The organism is Coprobacillus sp. (assembly GCF_984815275.1).
Genome location: NZ_CFJNYH010000003.1, coordinates 1 through 20,400 on the forward strand (window position 1 = coordinate 1; position 20,400 = coordinate 20,400).

General features: G+C 29.9%; 21 protein-coding genes. 16 read left to right on the forward strand and 5 right to left on the reverse strand.

Annotated features, from left to right (window positions below):
* From AC5M21_RS01820 to AC5M21_RS01855, 8 genes are all read left to right on the forward strand, one after another.
* Window positions 1–693, forward strand: a 693-nt coding sequence (locus tag AC5M21_RS01820; RefSeq protein WP_493531470.1) for an SDR family NAD(P)-dependent oxidoreductase, incomplete at its 5' end; no start/stop codon positions are given.
* A gap of 379 nt (window positions 694–1,072) precedes the next feature.
* Window positions 1,073–1,534 carry a sigma-70 family RNA polymerase sigma factor gene (locus tag AC5M21_RS01825; protein ID WP_008789409.1) on the forward strand — a complete coding sequence of 154 codons (462 nt, stop codon included), beginning with the start codon at window positions 1,073–1,075 and terminating at the stop codon, window positions 1,532–1,534.
* Window positions 1,535–2,049: 515 nt separating this feature from the next.
* Window positions 2,050–2,772 carry a hypothetical protein gene (locus AC5M21_RS01830; RefSeq protein ID WP_008789410.1) on the forward strand — a complete coding sequence of 241 codons (723 nt, stop codon included), beginning with the start codon at window positions 2,050–2,052 and terminating at the stop codon, window positions 2,770–2,772.
* Window positions 2,773–2,881: 109 nt separating this feature from the next.
* Window positions 2,882–3,121 carry a helix-turn-helix domain-containing protein gene (locus AC5M21_RS01835; RefSeq protein WP_008789411.1) on the forward strand — a complete coding sequence of 80 codons (240 nt, stop codon included), beginning with the start codon at window positions 2,882–2,884 and terminating at the stop codon, window positions 3,119–3,121.
* A gap of 20 nt (window positions 3,122–3,141) precedes the next feature.
* Entirely contained in the window at window positions 3,142–4,293 is a 1,152-nt protein-coding gene (locus tag AC5M21_RS01840; protein WP_008789412.1) for a site-specific integrase, read from the forward strand.
* Between the two features lie 54 nt (window positions 4,294–4,347).
* Window positions 4,348–5,523, forward strand: a complete 1,176-nt coding sequence (locus AC5M21_RS01845) for a site-specific integrase (protein ID WP_008789413.1) — start codon at window positions 4,348–4,350, stop codon at window positions 5,521–5,523.
* A gap of 199 nt (window positions 5,524–5,722) precedes the next feature.
* Window positions 5,723–5,959: a hypothetical protein gene (locus AC5M21_RS01850; RefSeq protein WP_044927275.1), complete on the forward strand. Its 237-nt coding sequence runs from the start codon at window positions 5,723–5,725 to the stop codon at window positions 5,957–5,959.
* Complete coding sequence (locus AC5M21_RS01855) at window positions 5,934–8,261, forward strand: DEAD/DEAH box helicase (protein WP_199805903.1); 2,328 nt, start codon at window positions 5,934–5,936, stop codon at window positions 8,259–8,261. The genes AC5M21_RS01850 and AC5M21_RS01855 overlap by 26 nt, the downstream gene beginning before the upstream one ends.
* A gap of 401 nt (window positions 8,262–8,662) precedes the next feature.
* Here the strand turns inward: AC5M21_RS01855 and AC5M21_RS01860 are convergent, their stop codons facing one another.
* The 4 genes from AC5M21_RS01860 to AC5M21_RS01875 all read right to left on the reverse strand — a co-directional run bounded on the left by AC5M21_RS01860 (window position 8,663) and on the right by AC5M21_RS01875 (window position 11,026).
* On the reverse strand, window positions 8,663–8,977 hold the full coding sequence (locus AC5M21_RS01860; protein ID WP_054689448.1) for a type II toxin-antitoxin system RelE/ParE family toxin: 315 nt from the start codon (window positions 8,975–8,977) through the stop codon (window positions 8,663–8,665).
* 1 nt (window position 8,978) lies between these two features.
* Window positions 8,979–9,281, reverse strand: a complete 303-nt coding sequence (locus AC5M21_RS01865; protein WP_008789416.1) for a type II toxin-antitoxin system RelB/DinJ family antitoxin — start codon at window positions 9,279–9,281, stop codon at window positions 8,979–8,981.
* A 144-nt stretch (window positions 9,282–9,425) separates the two neighbouring features.
* Entirely contained in the window at window positions 9,426–10,019 is a 594-nt protein-coding gene (gene prfH / locus AC5M21_RS01870; RefSeq protein ID WP_054689447.1) for a peptide chain release factor H, read from the reverse strand.
* Entirely contained in the window at window positions 10,013–11,026 is a 1,014-nt protein-coding gene (locus AC5M21_RS01875) for an RtcB family protein (RefSeq protein ID WP_054689445.1), read from the reverse strand. The genes prfH and AC5M21_RS01875 overlap by 7 nt, the downstream gene beginning before the upstream one ends.
* Window positions 11,027–11,665: 639 nt before the next feature.
* Here AC5M21_RS01875 and AC5M21_RS01880 point away from each other — a divergent pair.
* The 7 genes from AC5M21_RS01880 (at window position 11,666) to AC5M21_RS01910 (ending at window position 16,885) form a co-directional block, all read left to right on the forward strand.
* On the forward strand, window positions 11,666–11,845 hold the full coding sequence (locus AC5M21_RS01880; protein WP_054689443.1) for a hypothetical protein: 180 nt from the start codon (window positions 11,666–11,668) through the stop codon (window positions 11,843–11,845).
* 386 nt (window positions 11,846–12,231) lie between these two features.
* A complete protein-coding gene (locus AC5M21_RS01885; protein WP_236916395.1) occupies window positions 12,232–12,990 on the forward strand; it encodes a hypothetical protein in 759 nt (252 codons plus the stop codon).
* Window position 12,991: 1 nt separating this feature from the next.
* Complete coding sequence (locus AC5M21_RS01890) at window positions 12,992–13,453, forward strand: GNAT family N-acetyltransferase (protein ID WP_054689442.1); 462 nt, start codon at window positions 12,992–12,994, stop codon at window positions 13,451–13,453.
* A gap of 558 nt (window positions 13,454–14,011) precedes the next feature.
* Window positions 14,012–14,596 carry a helix-turn-helix domain-containing protein gene (locus AC5M21_RS01895; protein WP_008790164.1) on the forward strand — a complete coding sequence of 195 codons (585 nt, stop codon included), beginning with the start codon at window positions 14,012–14,014 and terminating at the stop codon, window positions 14,594–14,596.
* A gap of 254 nt (window positions 14,597–14,850) precedes the next feature.
* Window positions 14,851–15,615, forward strand: a complete 765-nt coding sequence (locus AC5M21_RS01900) for a PTS sugar transporter subunit IIC (protein WP_236916393.1) — start codon at window positions 14,851–14,853, stop codon at window positions 15,613–15,615.
* A 158-nt stretch (window positions 15,616–15,773) separates the two neighbouring features.
* The gene (locus AC5M21_RS01905; protein ID WP_202086279.1) at window positions 15,774–16,526 is read left to right on the forward strand and encodes a DeoR/GlpR family DNA-binding transcription regulator; all 753 of its coding nucleotides are present in this window, start codon (window positions 15,774–15,776) and stop codon (window positions 16,524–16,526) included.
* Window positions 16,523–16,885 carry an HIT family protein gene (locus tag AC5M21_RS01910; RefSeq protein WP_160340747.1) on the forward strand — a complete coding sequence of 121 codons (363 nt, stop codon included), beginning with the start codon at window positions 16,523–16,525 and terminating at the stop codon, window positions 16,883–16,885. The genes AC5M21_RS01905 and AC5M21_RS01910 overlap by 4 nt, the downstream gene beginning before the upstream one ends.
* A gap of 16 nt (window positions 16,886–16,901) precedes the next feature.
* Here AC5M21_RS01910 and AC5M21_RS01915 read toward each other — a convergent pair whose 3' ends face one another.
* Window positions 16,902–17,798 (reverse strand): glycyl-radical enzyme activating protein, encoded by an 897-nt coding sequence (locus AC5M21_RS01915; RefSeq protein ID WP_160340746.1) that lies wholly within the window; start codon window positions 17,796–17,798, stop codon window positions 16,902–16,904.
* A gap of 183 nt (window positions 17,799–17,981) precedes the next feature.
* Between AC5M21_RS01915 and AC5M21_RS01920 the strand changes: the two genes are divergently transcribed.
* The gene (locus AC5M21_RS01920) at window positions 17,982–20,393 is read left to right on the forward strand and encodes a glycyl radical protein (RefSeq protein WP_008790154.1); all 2,412 of its coding nucleotides are present in this window, start codon (window positions 17,982–17,984) and stop codon (window positions 20,391–20,393) included.
* The last annotated feature ends 7 nt before the right edge of the window (window positions 20,394–20,400 follow it).

The window sequence follows — 20,400 nt, forward strand, 5'->3', positions numbered from 1 at the left end:
TTATCTAAAAAAAGATATGATGTTGTTATATTTGATATTCAAGATGAAAAAGCAGATGCTGTTATTGAATTATGTAAGGAATTTAAAGGAAATGTAGTTTACAAACATTGTGATTTATTTAAATCTAATGAAATAAAAGAAGGTTTTGATTTTATCCAAGAAAAATTTGGACGTTTAGATTGTGCTTTTAATAATGCAGGATTTGGAATTTTATCTAAACCATTTGGTGAGGTTACAGAAAAAGAAATTGATATGGAATTAGGTATTTTAGTTAAGGCACATATGATGTGTATGATACATGAGTTAAGAATGATGAAAGAAAATGGTTATGGTAGAATCGTGAATACAACTTCTGGAGCAGGTTTAGTCTCTAGTCAAGGAATGGCATTATACTCAGCTTGTAAACACGCTATTAGTGGTCTTACAAAAGGGGTGGCATTAGATTATGCTACACAAAATATTACTGTTAATGCTATTGCACCAGGAACAATTGAAACAGAATTGATCTTGCCATATAAGGAAACAAAGCCAGATGAATATGCAATGTGGGCAAAAGCTAATCCAAGTGAAAGATTTGGACAACCGTATGATATTGCTAGAGTGGTTGTTTTCTTATTTGAGGAAGATTCAGATTTTATTAATGGTACTATTATACCAGTAGATAGTGGTTGTGTCGCTGGAACAAGACAATAATTATAACTAAAATTGATGAAATGATTTTTAAATACGTGTAAAAATGTCATTGTATAAAGGAATATATGTTAAATATGAGTCTAATTCATTGATAAATGAAAATAGTTGAGGAAGAATTGTAACCATAAGCTGAGTTAGAACTTGTAATCATTATTCCTTTTTTATGTTTTTCATTCTTTTTTGACATAAAATTTCTATGAGATAAATATATAGCATGATAACAAAGAGCAAGAAATTATTTCTTGATAAAAAGCATTTTAATCAGATATATAATTTTATAGTTTCCCTCTCAGATAAAACACTGAGAGGTTTTCTTTTGCAAAAGATTAGAAGTCCTCCGTTTCGTAAGTTTAATAACAAAATTTACAGAAACGGAGAGATGAGAGTGAAAAATGATTATAGTAAAAATTATTTTTGGAAAATTAGAAATTCTAAAACTCAACAATATAAATTTTATTTAAGACCACATGGAAAACTTGTAGAAGTTGATGAAGATGTATTTAAAGTTTGTTATAACAGCTATAAAAAAATAATAAGAGATAATGTCAAAGATAATCAAGCTAGACTTATAAGTTTAGATGCCAATATACGTAATGATGTTACATATTTAGATGTTGTTTCGGATGATAAAAGTATGAATATAGAGAATCAGTATAAAGTTTCAATGGTACTTAATGAAATTGATAAGTTAAGCCCTGATGATAAAGAACTCATTACCAATCTTCTTGTACAGGAGAAGACAGAAAGAGAACTAGCAAAACAGTTACATGTATCTCAAAGTACTATTCATAAAAGAAAAAATAATATTTTAAAGAAATTAAGAAAAAAATTGAATGATTAGGGTGTCAAAGTTAAAAATAATGTCCCGTTTAATAGTGAAAGGGAAGTTTAGTCAGCTTGAATTTCATAAAGAACTTTGACAATTAAATAAGTAGAATGAAGATACGTTGGTGTAGATGGAGCAGTACGCCGAGACCTTTAGCTAATGGATATCATTATAATCATAAATTTGATCTATTAGAACAACTAAGCAGCGATTGATGATAGATGTGATATCTAACATTTGATGAATTGCCATGAAGTCTACATGTATGATACTTCGTCTCAGACTCAGTCGAGCAGATGACAACTGTCACAGCTGTGAGATGGCGTCCCTTTGATTGGAGGAGGGAAGGTAGTGACCTATGGACTCTTTATTGGAGCGTCTTCATTCTATAACGAAAACTTTAGTATTGTGAATACGAAACGGAATATAACTTATTAGTAGATATAGTGGCACTTAGGGAATCCTTTCCCCTAATTTCCTAGGTGCCATCAATGTGCTAATAAAAAATAGTACAGGGAAGAAGGAAGAATATGAGTAAAAGCACATTAATTTTAACATCTGAAACTGAAACCATATTAAATGGTGAAAGTGAAGAAAAATATATGAAGTATGCAAAAGAGCATAACTTGGATATCGGTGGAGAAATGCATTATCCACTAATTATGTCATTTATAGCTCCTGAACAGATCGTTGATGCAGTTATGAAAGTTCATCCAGAGATTGTTATAGCTGATGATGTGGATTTCATTGTTGCAAATGCTTATCATGATGGTCGATTCATAAAAATGTTTGAAGATAAAGGAATAAGTGTTGTTAATTCTAAAATGCCTATAAGTCTTTCAGATCTTAATAGAATGATAGATGATGATATGTTGGAAGAATTGAAAGAAGCTGTTTATTATGTTATTGAAGAAACATTCAAAGAAAGAAAAGACAGGATTGCGATTATAACGAATGATTCATCAAGAGATGAATTTATGGATTTTGTAAAGAGGTTATCTGAGGAAAGTGAAAAGGTTTGTATCATTGAGATGCCTGCATTTGATTCAAGTATGAGCAAACATGTTGATTTCTGCATAAAAGATTCAGATGTTAATAAAGTCATTGTTTATGATGATGAACTTAAGATCAAGTCTATGGAACAATATTTATTTAAACTTCAAACAAAGGATCATATAGAAATCAGCTTTATGGAAGATTATGATATGGCTAATAATCAACCATTAAAACTTCAAGAGATGGTACTTAATTAGATCATTGTAAAAATTGTTAATTATTTAATAGATAAAAGAGAATTTATGTGGTAGTGTTGGTTGCTGAAAAGAGCATAATAAATATTAAAAGGATTGGAGGTAATGAAAAGTGGATAGTTTACAAATGCTTACACAAGCTCAATTAATGAAATTGCTTAATTGTTCAGAAAGCCATGTGACTTTTCTAAGGGAGATGGGAATTATTCCTGCAATTCGCACTGGAAGAAATTATATGTTTTCTCCTAGGGCAGTCAGTAATTTTTATATGGATTATGAGGGATTGGATGTAAGCAGTAGAATCAAGGCTATTCAAAGCAAGCAAATTGTTAATGCTCGAAAGAAAATTTGAATAGAAAGAGGATTTTGAATATGGCAATATCAAAAATACAAAATAAAAAATATGGAAACACTTTTCAAGTAGATATTAGATACAAGAATACACTTGGCATATCAAAAAGACATATTAAAAGTGGGTTTAAAACTTTTAATGAAGCTAAAAAATATGAAAGAGATTTTAAAGAACAACTAGAAGTTTTAATAGAGCAGGGAAAAAGTACGAATAAAACATTTAATGATATTTATTATGAGTATATGGAAATAGAGGGAGAGGTCAAATATGCAAGATCAACAAAAGTATACTATAATGTAACTCATGAAATGTATGTGAAAGATACGATTGGAAATGAAAATATGGGTTCGTTAAAATACATGAATCTACAACAATTTTTTAATAAAATGTCGGAGAAATATAATCCACCAACACTTAAGAATATAAAAAAGTTGTTTGCAGTGACATTTAAGTATGCTTTACGAGTAGGATATATTAGAGAGAATCCAATACCATATATTCAAATTCCAAAGTTACAGAATGAAAGAAGAGTTAAGGTGGAAATCATAAGTGATGAGAATTTGTCAAAGATTATTGATGCTTTACAGACTGTTAAAAGAACAAATCCGTATTCATCAGGAAAGAATGCTGAATTTACCTTTAAGTCATATGCTATGGCTTTGATTATAGGGAGATATACAGGGTTAAGAATCAGTGAAACCCTAGCACTTAAAAGGCAAGACTTTGATCTTGAAAATTGCTGTATGACAGTGAGAAGAAAGATTGAATATTCTGGTTTAAAAGCTAAAGATATACATACAACTCATCAGTTAAAATCAGCAAAAAGCAAAGGAACAGTAGAAATAAGCAAACTGTTATGTAGCTATCTTAAAAAATGGTTTGAAATAAATCCATTTGAATTTGTGATATGTGATGGGAAAGGTAATTTTATCAAACCAGAAACCTTAAATCATAGATTACGTGAGGTCTGTAAAGAACTTAATATTAATTTTCATTATCATATGTTAAGACATACTTATGCAACAGAATTAGTCATGTCAGGAGTTAATCCTGTTGTTGTAAAAGATTTAATGAGGCATAGTGATATCAGTACAACTTGGAGCATATATACACATCCTCAAAATGAGGATCAAAGAAAGGCATTAGATAATCTTTATATGGAGATGAAATGATGCTTTTTTATTTTTTTATGGTGGTAAAAGCTGATACACAGATGGAGGTAATATATGTCTATTAGAAAATTAAAAAGCAAAAAGTATGGATATATATATCAAGTAGATATGAGATATAAAGATCCATATGGAGTTACACAGCGTCATACAAAAAGTGGATTTAGAACGAAAAAAGAAGCTAGAAATTATGAAGCGAGTATTATTGAAAAATCAAATGCAAAGGTATTAATTCCTGAATCAAGGAAAAGGACATTAAATGATGTCTTTGATGAATATGTAGAAATTGAAGGTAAAATCAAATGGGCTCCAGCTACATTATATTATTATATTAAAACACATCAAACGTATGTAAAAGGCAATTTTGGGAATGTGCCAATTGAGTCAGTGAGTTATGTTTCACTTCAGGCACATATTAATGAATTATCACAAAGATACAACTATCCAACAGTCAAGAACATAAAAAAGGTTTATTCAGTCATATTTAAGCATGGAGTTAGAGCAGGGTATATATCAATAAATCCCGTTCCAAACATTCTTCTTCCTAATAAGCCAGAAAAGAAAGAGGGTGTAGAGATTATAAGTGATGATGATTTGAAACGGTTAATAGAAGAAATTATAAAAGCAAGTCCTAATCGATGCTTTGCGAAAAAAGCTCAATATAAATATAAATCATATGGTATTGCTTTGCTAATTGGTAGGTATACTGGTTTAAGGATAAGTGAAGTTATGGCACTAAAGAAGGAAGATTTTGATTTAGAAAGAAACCAACTAACAATACGCAGAAGAATAGAACATGCTGGATTAAAAAGAAAAGAAATATATCTAACAGAAAGATTGAAAACAAAAAGCAGTAAAGCTAGAGTAGAAATTTGTTCAATATTAAGTGAGTATTTAAAAAGCTGGTTTGTGGAAAATCCATATGATTTCGTTATTTGTGATGAACATGGAGATTTCATTTCGCCAGTAAATTTTCAAGAAAGGATAAGAGATACAGCAAAAAAGTTAGATATTAAATTTCATTATCATATGCTTAGGCATACTTATGCTACTGAGTTGATGGTGGCAGGAGTTAATCCAATAGTTGTAAGAGATTTATTAAGACATAGTACAGTAAATACAACATGGAATGTATATACACATCCTAGCCGTGATGATCAGAGAAAAGTATTGGATGATTTATATGATGATAATGTTGAGTTTATGGATAATGACATGAAAATTAGGTTTTGACATGTTTTGAAGAACATAAGCAGGAAAAATAAGAGATCGTTCTGTAATTTATCACTAAAATTGAGTAAGAGACTTATACTCCATTCTATGAAATTAATGGAATAACAAAGCTCTATTAAAATACAAACTATTTCTTTTTATTATATAAAATGATAAAATATCATATATAGACTAAAATAACATTGGTGAGGAGAATTTTATGGTCAATTTTAGAAATATAATGAATGAAAATCAATTAGAGAAAAAAATAAATCCTATTGAAGTATATGAAACGTTAGATAGAAAAAGTATTGCGGGTCCACTTAGAGTAGCTCAGGAATATATATTGAAGAAATGGTTTGAAAGCTATAAGGACAATAAGGATGTAATAATCAAATTACATACAGGGGGAGGGGAAAACATTAATAGGCTTGCTGATATTACAATCAAAAATTAATATGGGCAAAGGACCATGTCTATATGTTTGCCCAAACAAATATTTAGTCAATCAAGTTCATAGAGAGGCTGAAAAATTCGGAATACAACATGAAGTATTACTAGATGAAAGAGAGTTGCCTTCTTCTTTTCAATCAAGTGAAAAAATTTTAATAACTCATGCTCATAAAGTGTTTAATGGTAAATCTATTTTTGGAATAGGAAATCGATCATGTAAAGTTGGAACTATTATTTTGGATGATGCACATACATGCATAGATGTGATAAAAGATTCTTTTACAATTAAAATTTCAAGAAAAACTTATAATAAGCTATTTGATGATATTATTAATTTATTTGAAGAGGATTTGAGAGAGCAAGGAAAAGGAAGCTTTTTGGATTTGAAGGAGGAAGATTATAGTACTTTAATGGTGGTTCCTTATTGGGCATGGTATGATAAAAAATCAGAAGTATTATCTATTTTATCACAATATAAAGATGATTCGTGTATAAAATATAGCTGGGATTTAATTAAAGATTCTTTAGAAAAATATATTTGTTTTATAACTGGAAACAGAATAGAAATATCTCCATATAGTATTGATACAAAAAAGTTTGGATTATTTACTAATTCTAGCCATAGAATATTAATGTCAGCAACAACACAAGATGATGCCTTTTTTATTAAAGGATTAGATTTTAGTGTTGATGCAGTGAAAAATCCATTAATCAATAATAATCAAATTTGGTCAGGAGAAAAAATGTTGATTTTACCACAATTGGTTGATGATTCCTTAGATCAGAAGTTAGTGGTTACTAGGTTAATGAGAGCAAAACATGATGGATTTGGGATTGTTTCAATTGTTCCAAATACAAAAAAAGCAGATTATTATAGTAAACAAGGAGGTATTATTACTAATTCAAATAATATTTTTAAAGAAATTGATAAATTAAAAAAAGGAGAATTTAATAAAATATTAGTTGTAAATAATAGATATGATGGAATAGATCTTCCAGATGAAACTTGTAGAATCTTAATAATAGATTCTAAACCCTATTTTGAAAACTTATGTGATCGATATGAAGAATTATGTAGACCAGATAGTGATATTATTAATAAAAAAATTGCACAGCAAATAGAACAAGGATTAGGAAGAGGGGTGAGAGGCGAGAAAGATTTTTGTGTTATTCTTATTATTGGAAATGATATAGTTAAATTTATGAGGAGCATAGAAACAAGAAAATATTTCTCAGAGCAGACTAGGAAACAAATTGATATCGGATTGGATATTTCTGAATTAGCAAAGGATGATGTTAAAAATGGCGAAGAACCATTTAAGTCACTTGTTGGGCTAATCAATCAATGCTTAGGTAGAGTTGATGATTGGAAAATGTTTTATACAAGTAAAATGAATGGACTAAGTAAAAATGAACAATCATTAATAGATTATACAGTATTAGAAAAAGAAAGAAATATTGAGAAGTATTTTTTACAAGAGGAGTATGAAAAAGCATATGCTCTAACACAAGAATTTATTGATGAGAATACTGAAATGAATGATTGTGATAAAGGATGGTATTTACAACAGTTAGCTCGCTATTCTTATTATATTGATAAATCAAAATTTAATGATTTACAAAAAGCTGCATTTAAATTGAATAACGAATTATTGAAACCAAAGGTTGGTATATCTTATTCAAAAGTTTCTTATATAAACATTAATAGGACAACGAAGATTAAAGAATTTCTTAATGGCTTTAAGAGTTATGGTGAACTAGTTCTAACAATAAATGAGTTATTGGATAATTTATCTTTTGGTGTAAATAGTGATAAATTTGAAGCTTCATTACAGAAGATAGGTGAATTTATTGGCTTTATAAGCGAGAGACCAGATAAACAGATAAAAAAAGGTCCTGATAATTTATGGTGTTGTTCAAATAACGAATATATGATTTTTGAGTGTAAAAATGAGATTGAAGATAAAAGGTCTTCAATTAAAAAAAGTGAAGCAAGTCAAATGAATAGCCATTGTGGATGGTTTGATTCAGTTTACGGAAAAGATGTGAATGTATATAGGTTTATGATTATTCCAACAAAAAACCTTGAATATGCTGGTGATTTTACTCATAAAGTTAGAATAATTAGAAAAGGTAAGCTAAAAAAATTTAAGGGAGCAATTAAGGAATTTTTAAAGGAATTATCGCCATTTGAATTACATAATATAACTGATGAAAAAATACAAGAGCTAATAGATAATAATCAATTATATCCCCAAAATATTGAACAACTTTATTCTGATGATGTGTATCAAGAAATTAAATAAAAATGGATTAAAAATATAAAAATTGTATCTTTGAAAATATATTTGAATTTAGAGATGATTCATTTATAGATGCTAGATGACTTATCCTATTTTTTGAGGTATGTAAAACTGTTTCTATAGCCTTATATAAAATTCATTTAGTTAGTATATAACATTATATAAATATCGTATATTCTTCCGTGAAAACATAGCTATATGTATTTATAATTTGAAAAAAAATACCATAAAATCAAAGTGTTTTAAATTGATAGGTAATTAATTACTCACACCTCACATGAAGAATAAATAAAAACGTTGGTTTAATTATTGATTTTTTATAAAGTATTATTTATGTAAAGAAGGATATCGCATGGATATCCTTCTTGTGATTTAAAAGTTAATTTTCATGAATAATAGTTTAATTATATAACCAATTTTTTTCTAAAATCAGATGCACTATATAGAACCCTTACAATATTTACTACATCATTATCAATGATAAATATAACAACATATTTGTCAACTTGTAATGCCCTAAATCCTAAACTATGTTCAGGCTCAGAATCCAAAATTTTAATACGTGTTGGATAAACATCTAGTTTCTCTATTGCACCAGCAATTCTATTGTATTGCTGTAAAGCATTTTCAGGTGAACCGAGATTATTAGAAATATATTTATAAATCTCAGTCATATCATCAAAAGCTCGATCTGTTATTTTAATTTGATACTTCTTCATATTATAAAGATTCTCTAAATTTTGCAAATGCTTCTGAAGCGTCTTGGACTTTCCCAGCGTTAATATCATCTAAACCTTCTTGTAGTAATGCTCGAATTTCTTTTGCAGTCATTTCATCTGTATTCATAGATTTTGGTGCATTAGGAATTGCTATTGTAAATGGAATTCCTTGATTTAATGATATTTGTCTTAAATAAATATCAATCGCTGTTGACATAGACATTCCTAATTGAGAAAGAACTTCCTCAGCATTTTTCTTAACTTCAGGATTCACCCTTAAATTTAATGTCATTGTTTTTTCCATAATTATCATCTCCTTTAAGTAATTATAACGCATATGTCGTTACATTGCAATTGTATTCAAGCGACATTTATACTATACATGAATTACTTTATCAAACTGCATTCTCAAATAAGTATAGCCTTAATTAAATACAATAATTCCAATTTATATTATTCTGATGAATTTCATTCCCTTATATACTCTTATAGAATTACCTCTTTCGATCTGATTATGCTTTTGCCAATTCAAATAATGAATACTTTTATTAATAGATGAACTTGTTTCATCTATTTTTTCTAATAATCTAAGATATGCAATCTTTTTATTTTGCAACTGACTTCTTTGATCCATAGATACAGTAACAAGTCCTGTTGGAACATGAATGGCTCTTATAGCTGTAGATACCTTATTGACATTTTGTCCACCTTTTCCTGAACTTCTAAACACCTCATATCTGATATCATTAGTATTGTCAATTTTGATATCTTCTTTGATTATTGACACATCAATAAACCAGTTCTTTCTTTTATGATGAGGTCGATATGGACTTTGACATATCCATTGAACTGTTCCTTCTAAAAAAGATAAATCTTCTTCTGTATAGAAGATTGCACTCTTTAAACATTCTTCATTACTGTAATGGGTAGATACAACCTCTAATGATGAAAACTCCTTTAATAACTCTTTATACAACAAACAACAGACATATTCACACTCTTTAATTCCTTTGCCATGACCAGATGATATTTGTATTAACATTTATAAGTCACCAATGGCTTTAATCTTGCAACCAATTCAATTGTTTTATATTCTAAGAGTGTGTCAATGACATCTTCAATATCTTTATATGCTTCAGTTGCCTCTTCATAAAGAAGCTGATTATCACAGATAACCTGACTTTTTAGTTTTGTTGTTTTGAGTTCATCTTTTTTATATTTTGTTTCTAACCGTCCCTTACAGAGATTTCTAGCCCATTTACGCCCTGATCCATGCGAGATACTGAATAGTGTTTCTTGGGTTGGTATGCACTTCACAACGTAAGAATAAGAACCTCTTGATCCTGCTATAACAGCGTATTCACTTCTTGCACTAATTGATCCCTTATGATGATAAAAATATCCATCATCAAAGCCTAAATAATTATGCATACAATCAATAATCAGCTGATTATCATATTTAACTTCTATTTTGTCCATTAAAGCATTTGCAACACCAATTCTATTTTCTCTAGCATATTCCACTGCTTTTTGATGTAAAAAAAGATATTTTTTAAATTCTCTACTGCCTACAGTTAAACCCTCTAAAGAAGCATATTCTCGATAGATATTATCAGCTAATTTCCTTGATCCTGAATGTACCAACATAAAAAGATGATTTTGATTAAGATTAATCTTCTTAGCTTCTTCTTCTTTGTTGAATATCTTTTCAATTTTTTGATACTCTGCAAAATGATTACCCCCACCTATTGAGTACTTTCCAATGAGTTTAGTGTTAGATAATTTTTTCACATATTTCTCTGTATTAAACTTTTTAAGTTTAATGTTTGTATCAAACAGAGACATACCACAGCCTATATCATTACCAATTAAAAACGGATATATTACATCCTTTGATTTTACAGTCATACCAACAGGTACTTTGCTTTCATGCAAGTCTGGAAGTCCAACAACGTCTTCAACGCCATCAAAATGAGCTATCTTTTCAAGGTGTAGTATAGCTTCTTCTTCCATCCATAACTTGTTATTTCTTATTATTTTTATTCCCATTTTTCCTCCTGTGTCAATGATCACAAGAGTATAAGAAAACACAGTAGCTATTTACTGTGCCTATATTTAATCTTTACACTTGTGATTGACTACTTTTAATTTATTTATTCTGTTTTTATGATTATTGATTCTTTCCATAGCAATCACACCCTTTCTTGATGATTATACATTATCATATTTTATTTTTATCTACAAGATATATTTTTTCTTTCATATATCTATTGATAATATTGATATTATATAATTTAATATATAATGTCAATGATGGGTGGGTATAAGTAAAATATATTGTGTATTTTAATTTTTTAGTTAACATCAATCTTTTTAGGCTAACATTCTAGAAAAAGTACTAGGGAGTTATGTGCATAAAATATGCAATTATAAATATAATAAAATTATATTAACTACAACTTGATTATAGTGAAATGAACTGCTAAATATGATATAACATTAATAGAAAATGATCTTGAAAGAAGTGTCTTTGTATGAGTGAAGAAACGAGTAAAATCATAGATGAAGTCAATGCGACAATGCGCCTTGAGGGGATGCCTTTGACGGCTGATGACATGGAAATGCTTAGAAGGAGAATCAACTTTTGATTTTGAAAGACAACGTATTTTAAGGAGATTACTCTTTTAAATGGATAAATATATATATAGCTATGAGTACAGTTCTAATTATTGCTATCCAGGTTCTGATGTCTTAATTAATAAATTAAATATTAGAGATGAAATCTTGCTTAATAAGTATAAAAAGGAATTGTTTGCGATTCGTCAAGCTGAAATTACTATTAGCCCAATTAAAGGCGATTTAGATTGATAACATTTAAGAAGTATTCATAAATATTTTACATCAATTTCATGAGGGAATAGTCAATCACAAAGGCAGTTTTATTTGAAAAGAATATTCATAAAGTAGATTCTAGCAAGCAAAAAGATTATAATCATAAGTATGTAAAATATAGAATATAAAAAAACAACTTTTGACACTAGCTTCAAAGTTATAGATTGATTTGATGTCCTAAAGAACACCAGTAATAGTGACATTAAAAATGGGTAAGTATATTATCAACAAAAAAAATGAAAGAAGCACAATTAGTAGTTTACTTTTAGAATTTATGTCAATTTCAATTGTGGGTTGATTGTAAATATAGTAACATAGGGTAAGGATGTTGATTTCTTAAAGAATCATGAAGAGGGGCTATTATGGATGAACAGAAAATAGATTTTGAATATGATGTATCTGATGAGGTATGGAATGTTTATAAAAAAGTCTATACTAAAGAGAAATGGGATTTTTGGGGAAAGGTAGATCTTTATCATCCAAAATATGCAAAGAAGAGACGTTATGCTTATATAGATACTACGATAAATGATTATATTGAGTTTAATGAACATAGAACTTTTTCAATGAGTGGTGAAACTGATTTTAATTTTCATGAAAATGCAAATGGTCAAGCACAATATAATATATATCTAAAATACTTAATAAGAGACTTTAAAGATAAAGAACTTCTTAAATATACTCATGCTTTAAATAGATGCAAAAACAATCACCATTCTATTCAGAATTGTTCACTCATACCCTCTAAAGGAAATCTGCAAGGTGTCAAAGGCTCTATAGGCAAAGACAGATTAGATACATTTGTATATATATTAAGTTTATATTATAGTAAGGAAAAAATAGAAATTGTACTTAATAAATCAACTTATGAGAATTGTGAATCTTTAAGGCTCTATCTCAATCAATTTAAAAGTATTTATGATTATTGTAATAAAATCTATTTAATCTCAGAATCATTAACTCATAAATTAATAGAAAATGGTAAAAAAGCTATTACTTCTGGTAAAGATGTTGTAACGTATATGGAACTGGCAAATCAATTTTGGCAGGAAAAAGCAGAGTATTATGAAAATATGGGAGTCAATATAGATGTGATTGATATATATGAGAGGGAGAGATAAAATGATAAAGCAAGCTGAATTGAAACAATTAGAATTAGTTAAGTTTATAACTCTAAAGACAATAATAGATATTTATCCTCATTATTACCCTAAAGGTGCAGTTGACTTTTTTATTGAACATCATAATGAGAGTCATATATCTAAAGATATTGAATCTGGTCAAGTCTATATAGTTTTTGATGAACAAGATGATGCAGTTGGTACAGTAACAATTCATAAAAATGAAATCTGTCGCTTATTTGTCTTACCACAATATCAAAAGAGAGGGTTTGGGAGCCAACTGTTAAATTTCTCTGAAAATATGATATTGAAACAATATAATACGATTGTATTAGATGCATCATTACCAGCAAAAAGTATTTATTTAAAAAGACGATACACCATAGTTGAAACTTATTCTATTCGTACTTATAATAATGATTATTTATGTTATGATGTTATGATTAAAGAAATTGATAAATAAATTATTTAGGTGAAGTATCTTGGATAAAAGTCTTAATTTAAAACAATTGAAAGTTAAAAGCAGTCTTAACAAACATATGAAAACTTTCTTCAATTCATTGAGGTTTCCTTTAATGCTAAGTATATCCAAACAACATTTTAGGCATGTGATTTGTTATGATGCACTATTTATTCTTTTACATGCTGAAAGTTGATGTATGGTGAGAAAGTCAAAAAGAAGCACAATGACCTGATAGTATTATTAAGCAATTGACATGATCAGTAGAAAATATGAATTCAAATACTATATTTCCAACTTAGATAAAGAAGAATCAATTTAAAGATATCAAAAAACCGTGCAAACAAATATATAACTGAACTTGAATTAGAGATTATAAAAAATTCAACACGTCTTCTTTCTTTTAGTAAGCCTGTATATGTAAATGATAGAATTTTATGTTTTCTATCATCTAAAGACATGTAAAAAACTTTTGACATGTGAATAAGATGGGAATGTCAAAGACCTTTGATAGCAGGAAACCCTCTCATAGTTTAGAATAAAGTCAGGAGGAATACCATTATGAAAATTAGCAGCCAAATAAAAAAATACAGACTTGAGTCAAGTTTATCACAAGAAGAATTAGCTGATAAAATATTTGTGACAAGACAAACAATATCAAATTGGGAAAATGGAAAAAACTATCCTGACATTAATAGTATTGTTTTGTTGAGTACATTGTTTGGTATTTCTCTAGATATTCTAGTCAAAGGAGATTTAGAGGAAATGAAAGAACACATTAGAAATGAAGACATTCAAAGGTTTCATAAAGATGGCATTATTTTTACAATATTGCTCATTGTTACAATACTATCTGTTGTACCATTATTTTTCATGGTTAATAGTTATATTGGTATTGTATTATGGGTTATACTCTTTGCTGTAGCGATGTATTATGCATTGCGTGTTGAAAAGCAAAAGAAAGTATATGATATCCAAACTTATAAAGAAATTGTTGCTTTTGCAGATGGAAAACGTCTTGATGAAATCGAAAGAAATCGTGAATATGGCAAAAGACCATATCAGAAAGTGTTGTATGTTATAGCATCAGGTGTTATAGGATTTGTTATGACAATTGTATTGTTAATATTATTTGGCTATCTTTAATTCAAAAGGGCATTTCAAAATATGACTCTTGATTGATAATGAGTAAATGATTGAGCTATAAAAAATGAAGATAAAAATAAAGTTCCTAAATGTGTGGGAGATTTACATCTTCTTTTTTTATTATTTATACTTGTACACTCAACTGGATGATATCCTACTGATATTAGCCATTTTCACAAAGAATTCTATATTCCATTTGACTTGTTTTCTAGTTGTTGTATGTTTGTGTATCATGCAATTTCTTAATTGTTGCCTTGTATAACAATACAGCGATTGTTATTTTCTTACTTTCAATGATTGTTTATATTGTCTTTAAAGTGACAACTGGAGGAACATTTATTGAATGGATTTATTCAGCATTACAAGTTCCATTACAAGGTTTATCAGATTCATTACCAGGAGCTATTGGAACCGCATTGTTTATCTCACTTTTATGGTGGTTTGGTGTGCATGGACAAAGTGTTGTCAATGGGGTTGTGACATCTTTATTGACTGCGAATGCTCTTGCTAATAGTGAATTACTTCGTTCTTCAGGAGAACTTGTTGTTGGTCAGGGTGCACATATTGTCACACAACAATTTTTAGACAGTTTCTTGATTTTGTCAGGCTCAGGAATTACATTTGGTATTGTGGCAGCCATGTTATTTACAGCTAAGTCACAACAATATAAATCACTTGGAAAAGTTTCAATATTTCCAGCATTGTTCAATATTAATGAACCTGTTGTCTTTGGATTTCCAATAGTTATGAATCCAATTATGTTTATCCCATTTATTGTTGTCCCTGTTTTGGCAGCACTTATTGTCTATGGAGCAATTGCTATTGGATTCTTACAACCATTCTCAGGTGTTTTACTGCCATGGAGTACACCAATGGTTATTTCGGGATTACTTGTTGGAGGATGGCAAGGCGCAGTCGTTCAAATCGTTATCCTTGCAGTATCAGTTGCTGTATACTATCCATTTTTTAAGAAACAAGATAGTATGGCTTACCAAAAAGAACAAGCTGTTATTGAATAGATTGTTGTAAAGAACTAAGAGGCGCTCTTAGTTCTTTACTGTTTTAAAATAAAAGAGATATTTGTTTCATTTTGTGATGTATTCAGATAAAACGAAAGTGCTTTTTATTGTAAATGAAAGTCTTATGTGCTATTCTAATAGAAGAAAAGAGTGATAAAATGAATAAAAGACATTCAAAAATATTAGAATTATTAACAGAACATAAGAAAATGGAAGTCACAAAATTATCTGAATTGCTAGATGTTTCGCAGGTTACGATTAGGAAAGATTTGGTCTCATTAGAAAATAGTGGCATTATTATTAGAGAACATGGCTATGCGACATTAAATGATAGTGATGATATCAATAATCGTTTGGCATATCATTATGATAGTAAGCAAAGAATTGCACAAAAAGCAGTAGAAAGCATTCAAAATGGTGAAACTGTGATGATTGAATCTGGATCATGCTGCGCACTGGTGGCTTTAGAAATTGCGCAAACAAAAAAAGACGTCACTTTAATTACCAATTCTGCATTTATTGCTGATTATATTAGAAAGATAGGGACAGTTAAGATTATTTTACTTGGTGGGGAATACCAAAATGAATCACAAGTCATGGTTGGACCCATTACAAGAAAATGTGCTGAAGCGTTCTATGTTGATAAACTCTTTATAGGAACTGATGGATTTACGAAGGAAACTGGCTTTACAGGAAATGATTATATGAGAAGTGAAGCTGTCAGAGATATGGCAAAACAGGCTGATAAGGTTATTATTGTGACTGATTCAGTGAAATTCCATCAAAAAGGTGTTGTCAATTTATTAAGAACAGAAGATGTTGACTGTATTTATACAGATTCAGATGTTCCTAGTGAAGTTGAAGAATACCTCCTTGGAAAGAATATTGAAGTTTGTAAGGTGAATTCATGAGTTGTTTGTTCTGTGAAAGAAAAGAATTTGTTTTAGAAAATGATGCTGGCTATGCGATTTACGATGAAAATCCTGTAAGTCTTGGACATATGCTGATTATTCCAAAAAAACATGTGACTCATTTCTTTGAAGCAGATGAAAATTTGCGTATAAAATTATTTGAATTGGTTGACATTGCAAAACGTATGCTAGATAACCAATATCATCCTGATGGCTATAACATTGGAATGAACTGTGGTGAAATGGCTGGTCAATCTATCATGCATTTACATATTCATTTGATTCCAAGATATCAGGGGGATACAACTGATCCTAAAGGTGGTATTCGTGGTGTCATTCCAGAAAAAATGCACTATTAAAAAAGGAGCACTGCTCCTAGAAAAAACAATCAAGACCTTGTTCAAGAAAGATATTCTGGTAGTCTTGTAAGTCCTCCTTATGGAGGGCTTTTTTATTTTTAAGATGATAATCACGATTTAATAACTCATATTTCTTTTCACCAAATTGATGGAAAGGTAAAAGCTGAACACGTTTAGCACCAACAGACTGCAATAATTTGGCAAGTCCTTTGGCATCTTCTAATGAAGCATTGAAATCAGGAATGACAGGAATTCTTGGTAAAACTTCAATACCTTGATCAATTGCCCATTGAAGATTTTGTATAATTAATTCATTGTGCACGGCAGTACCTAAGAAATGCTGCTCACTATCATAGTGTTTGACATCAAATAATAAAAGATCAAAGAGCAAAGCTAAGTCCTGAAAGATTTGTGGTTGAATATATCCTGTTGTTTCAATTGCAACATGAATATCTTCATCCTTGAGCTTATTGACAAGGGCTTTGACAAAATCTGGCTGACTCATTCCTTCACCACCAGAAATTGTTACACCTCCATCTGATTCTTCATAAAAATCTTTATCTTGTAAACATGTTTTTACAATCTCATCAATTTCCTTATATTCGCCTTCATGTGTGAGAGCATCCTGAGGACAGGCATGGACACATGTTAAACAACCAACACATTTTTTAGCATCAACGAGAATACGATTATTTTGATGAGTGAGGGCACCATGTGGACAGACATGAACACATTGCTGACAATGAATACATTTGTCATAATCATATAAAATTTGAATATGGTCTAATTGTGATTCGGGGTTGGAACACCATTGACATTTTAATGGGCAGCCCTTTAAAAAAACAGTTGTCCTAATGCCAGGACCATCATGAATGCTAAACTTTTGTATATTGAAAATCATTCCTTTGTTCATAATTATAGCTCCTTTACCATAGTTATCATACCATTTTCATTTCATATTGTAAATAATATATTTCAAATGAAACTAAAATATAATTTCATTGAAATATATATTGACTTTAAAGTGAAAAGTGTTATGATATATGTGTAAATGAAATTAACGAAAGTTTCAAATGAAATAATGGAGGAAAAAGCTATGAAAAACGTAGAACATTTTGGTGATTTGACACCAAGGATGAATGAGTTTAGAGAGAAGGTCTTAGAAAAGAAGCCATATATTTGTGCTGAAAGAGCTTTATTAGTTACTGAAACTTATAAAGAACATCAAAATCAACCTGCTGTCATGAAACGTGCATTGATGTTAAAGAATATCTTAGAAAAGATGTCTATCTATATTGAGGATGAAACATTAATTGTAGGGAATCAAGCAGCTTCTAACAAAGATGCTCCAATCTTTCCTGAATATACATTGGAATTCGTTATCAATGAATTGGATTTGTTTGAAAAACGTGATGGAGATGTTTTCTATATCACTGAAAAAACAAAAGAAGATCTTCGTTCTATTGCTCCATTTTGGGAAAATAATAATTTAAGATCAAGAGGGGATGCCTTACTTCCTGATGAAGTCAAGGACATCATGTCTACTGGATTACTGGGAATGGAAGGAAAGCTCAATTCTGGAGATGCCCATTTGGCAGTTGATTACCAAACAGTATTACAGATTGGTTTGAAAGGGTATGAAGAAAGAGTTTTAAAACTAAAATCTGAATTAGATTTATGTAAACCTGAAAATATTGATAAATATGTTTTTTATAAAGCTGTCTTAATTGTTATTGAAGCAGTGAAAACATATGCTCATAGATTTAGCGTATTGGCAAAAGAATTGGCTGACAAGGCAGAAGGAACGAGAAAAGATGAATTGTTAGAGATTTCTAGAATCTGTGATAAGGTCCCTTATGAACCAGCTGAAACATTCTATGAAGCGATTCAATCGACTTGGTTTATTCAATTGATTTTACAAATTGAATCTAATGGTCATTCCTTATCATATGGTCGTTTTGATCAATATGTTTACCCATTTTTACAACATGATTTAGATAAAGGAATAATTACAGAAGATCAAGCAGTTGAATTATTAACAAACCTTTGGATTAAAACACTAACAATTAATAAAGTCCGTTCACAAGCTCATACATTCAGTAGTGCAGGAAGCCCAATGTATCAGAATGTCACAATTGGTGGACAGACATCTGATAAAAAATGTGCAGTGAATAAGTTATCATATCTGGTTTTGAGATCAGTTGCACAGACAAGACTTCCTCAACCAAACTTAACAGTCAGATATTATAATGGAATGCCTCAGGAATTCTTAGATGAAGCAGTTGAAGTCATGAAACTTGGAACAGGAATGCCGGCATTCAATAACGATGAAATTATTATTCCTTCATTTATTGATTTAGGTGTTAAAGAAGAAGATGCTTATAATTACTCTGCTATTGGATGCGTAGAAACAGCCGTTCCTGGGAAATGGGGATATCGTTGTACAGGTATGTCATACTTGAACTTTCCAAGAATCTTATTATGTGTGATGAATGATGGTATTGACTTAACAACAGGAAAGCGATTTGTTGAAGGTAGTGGACATTTTAAAGATATGAAATCTTTTGAAGAATTACAGGCAGCCTGGGATAAAGCAATTAAGGAATTAACAAGAGTTTCTGTGATTGTTGAGAATGCTGTTGACTTGGCAGGTGAAAGAGAAATTCCAGATATCTTATGTTCAGCTTTAACACAGGATTGTATTGGACGAGGAAAGACTATCAAAGAAGGTGGAGCAATCTACGATTTCATTTCTGGTTTACAGATTGGAATTGCCAATATGGCAGACAGTCTAGCAGCTATTAAGAAATTGGTTTATGAAGAAAAGAAAATAACACCTGAACAGTTATGGAATGCTATGCAAGATGATTTTGAAGGTGAAGACAATCAAAGAATTCAAAAAATGCTGATCAATGATGTTCCTAAATACGGAAATGATGATGATTATGTTGACCAGTTGGTTGTTGATGCTTATAACTCATATATAGAAGAAATGAAGAAATATCCAAATACAAGATATCAAAGAGGACCTATTGGGGGTATCCGTTATGCGGGAACATCTTCAATATCTGCTAATGTAGGACAAGGATTAGGCACAATGGCAACACCAGATGGTCGTAAAGCCCGTACTCCACTTGCAGAAGGATGTTCACCAGCTCATGCAATGGATAAGAGTGGACCAACAGCGGTCTTTAAATCAGTATCAAAATTACCAACACATGAAATCACTGGTGGTGTCTTATTAAATCAAAAGGTGACACCTCAGATGTTATCAACAGATGAAAATAAAATGAAATTAGAGATGATGCTGAAAACATTCTTTAATCGTTTACATGGCTATCATGTACAATATAATGTTGTAGATAGAGAAACATTATTGGATGCTCAAGCTCATCCAGAAAAACATCGTGATTTAATTGTCAGAGTTGCTGGATATTCAGCATTCTTCAATGTGTTATCAAAAGCAACACAGGATGATATCATTGAAAGAACTGAACAAACTTTATAAGAGGAGA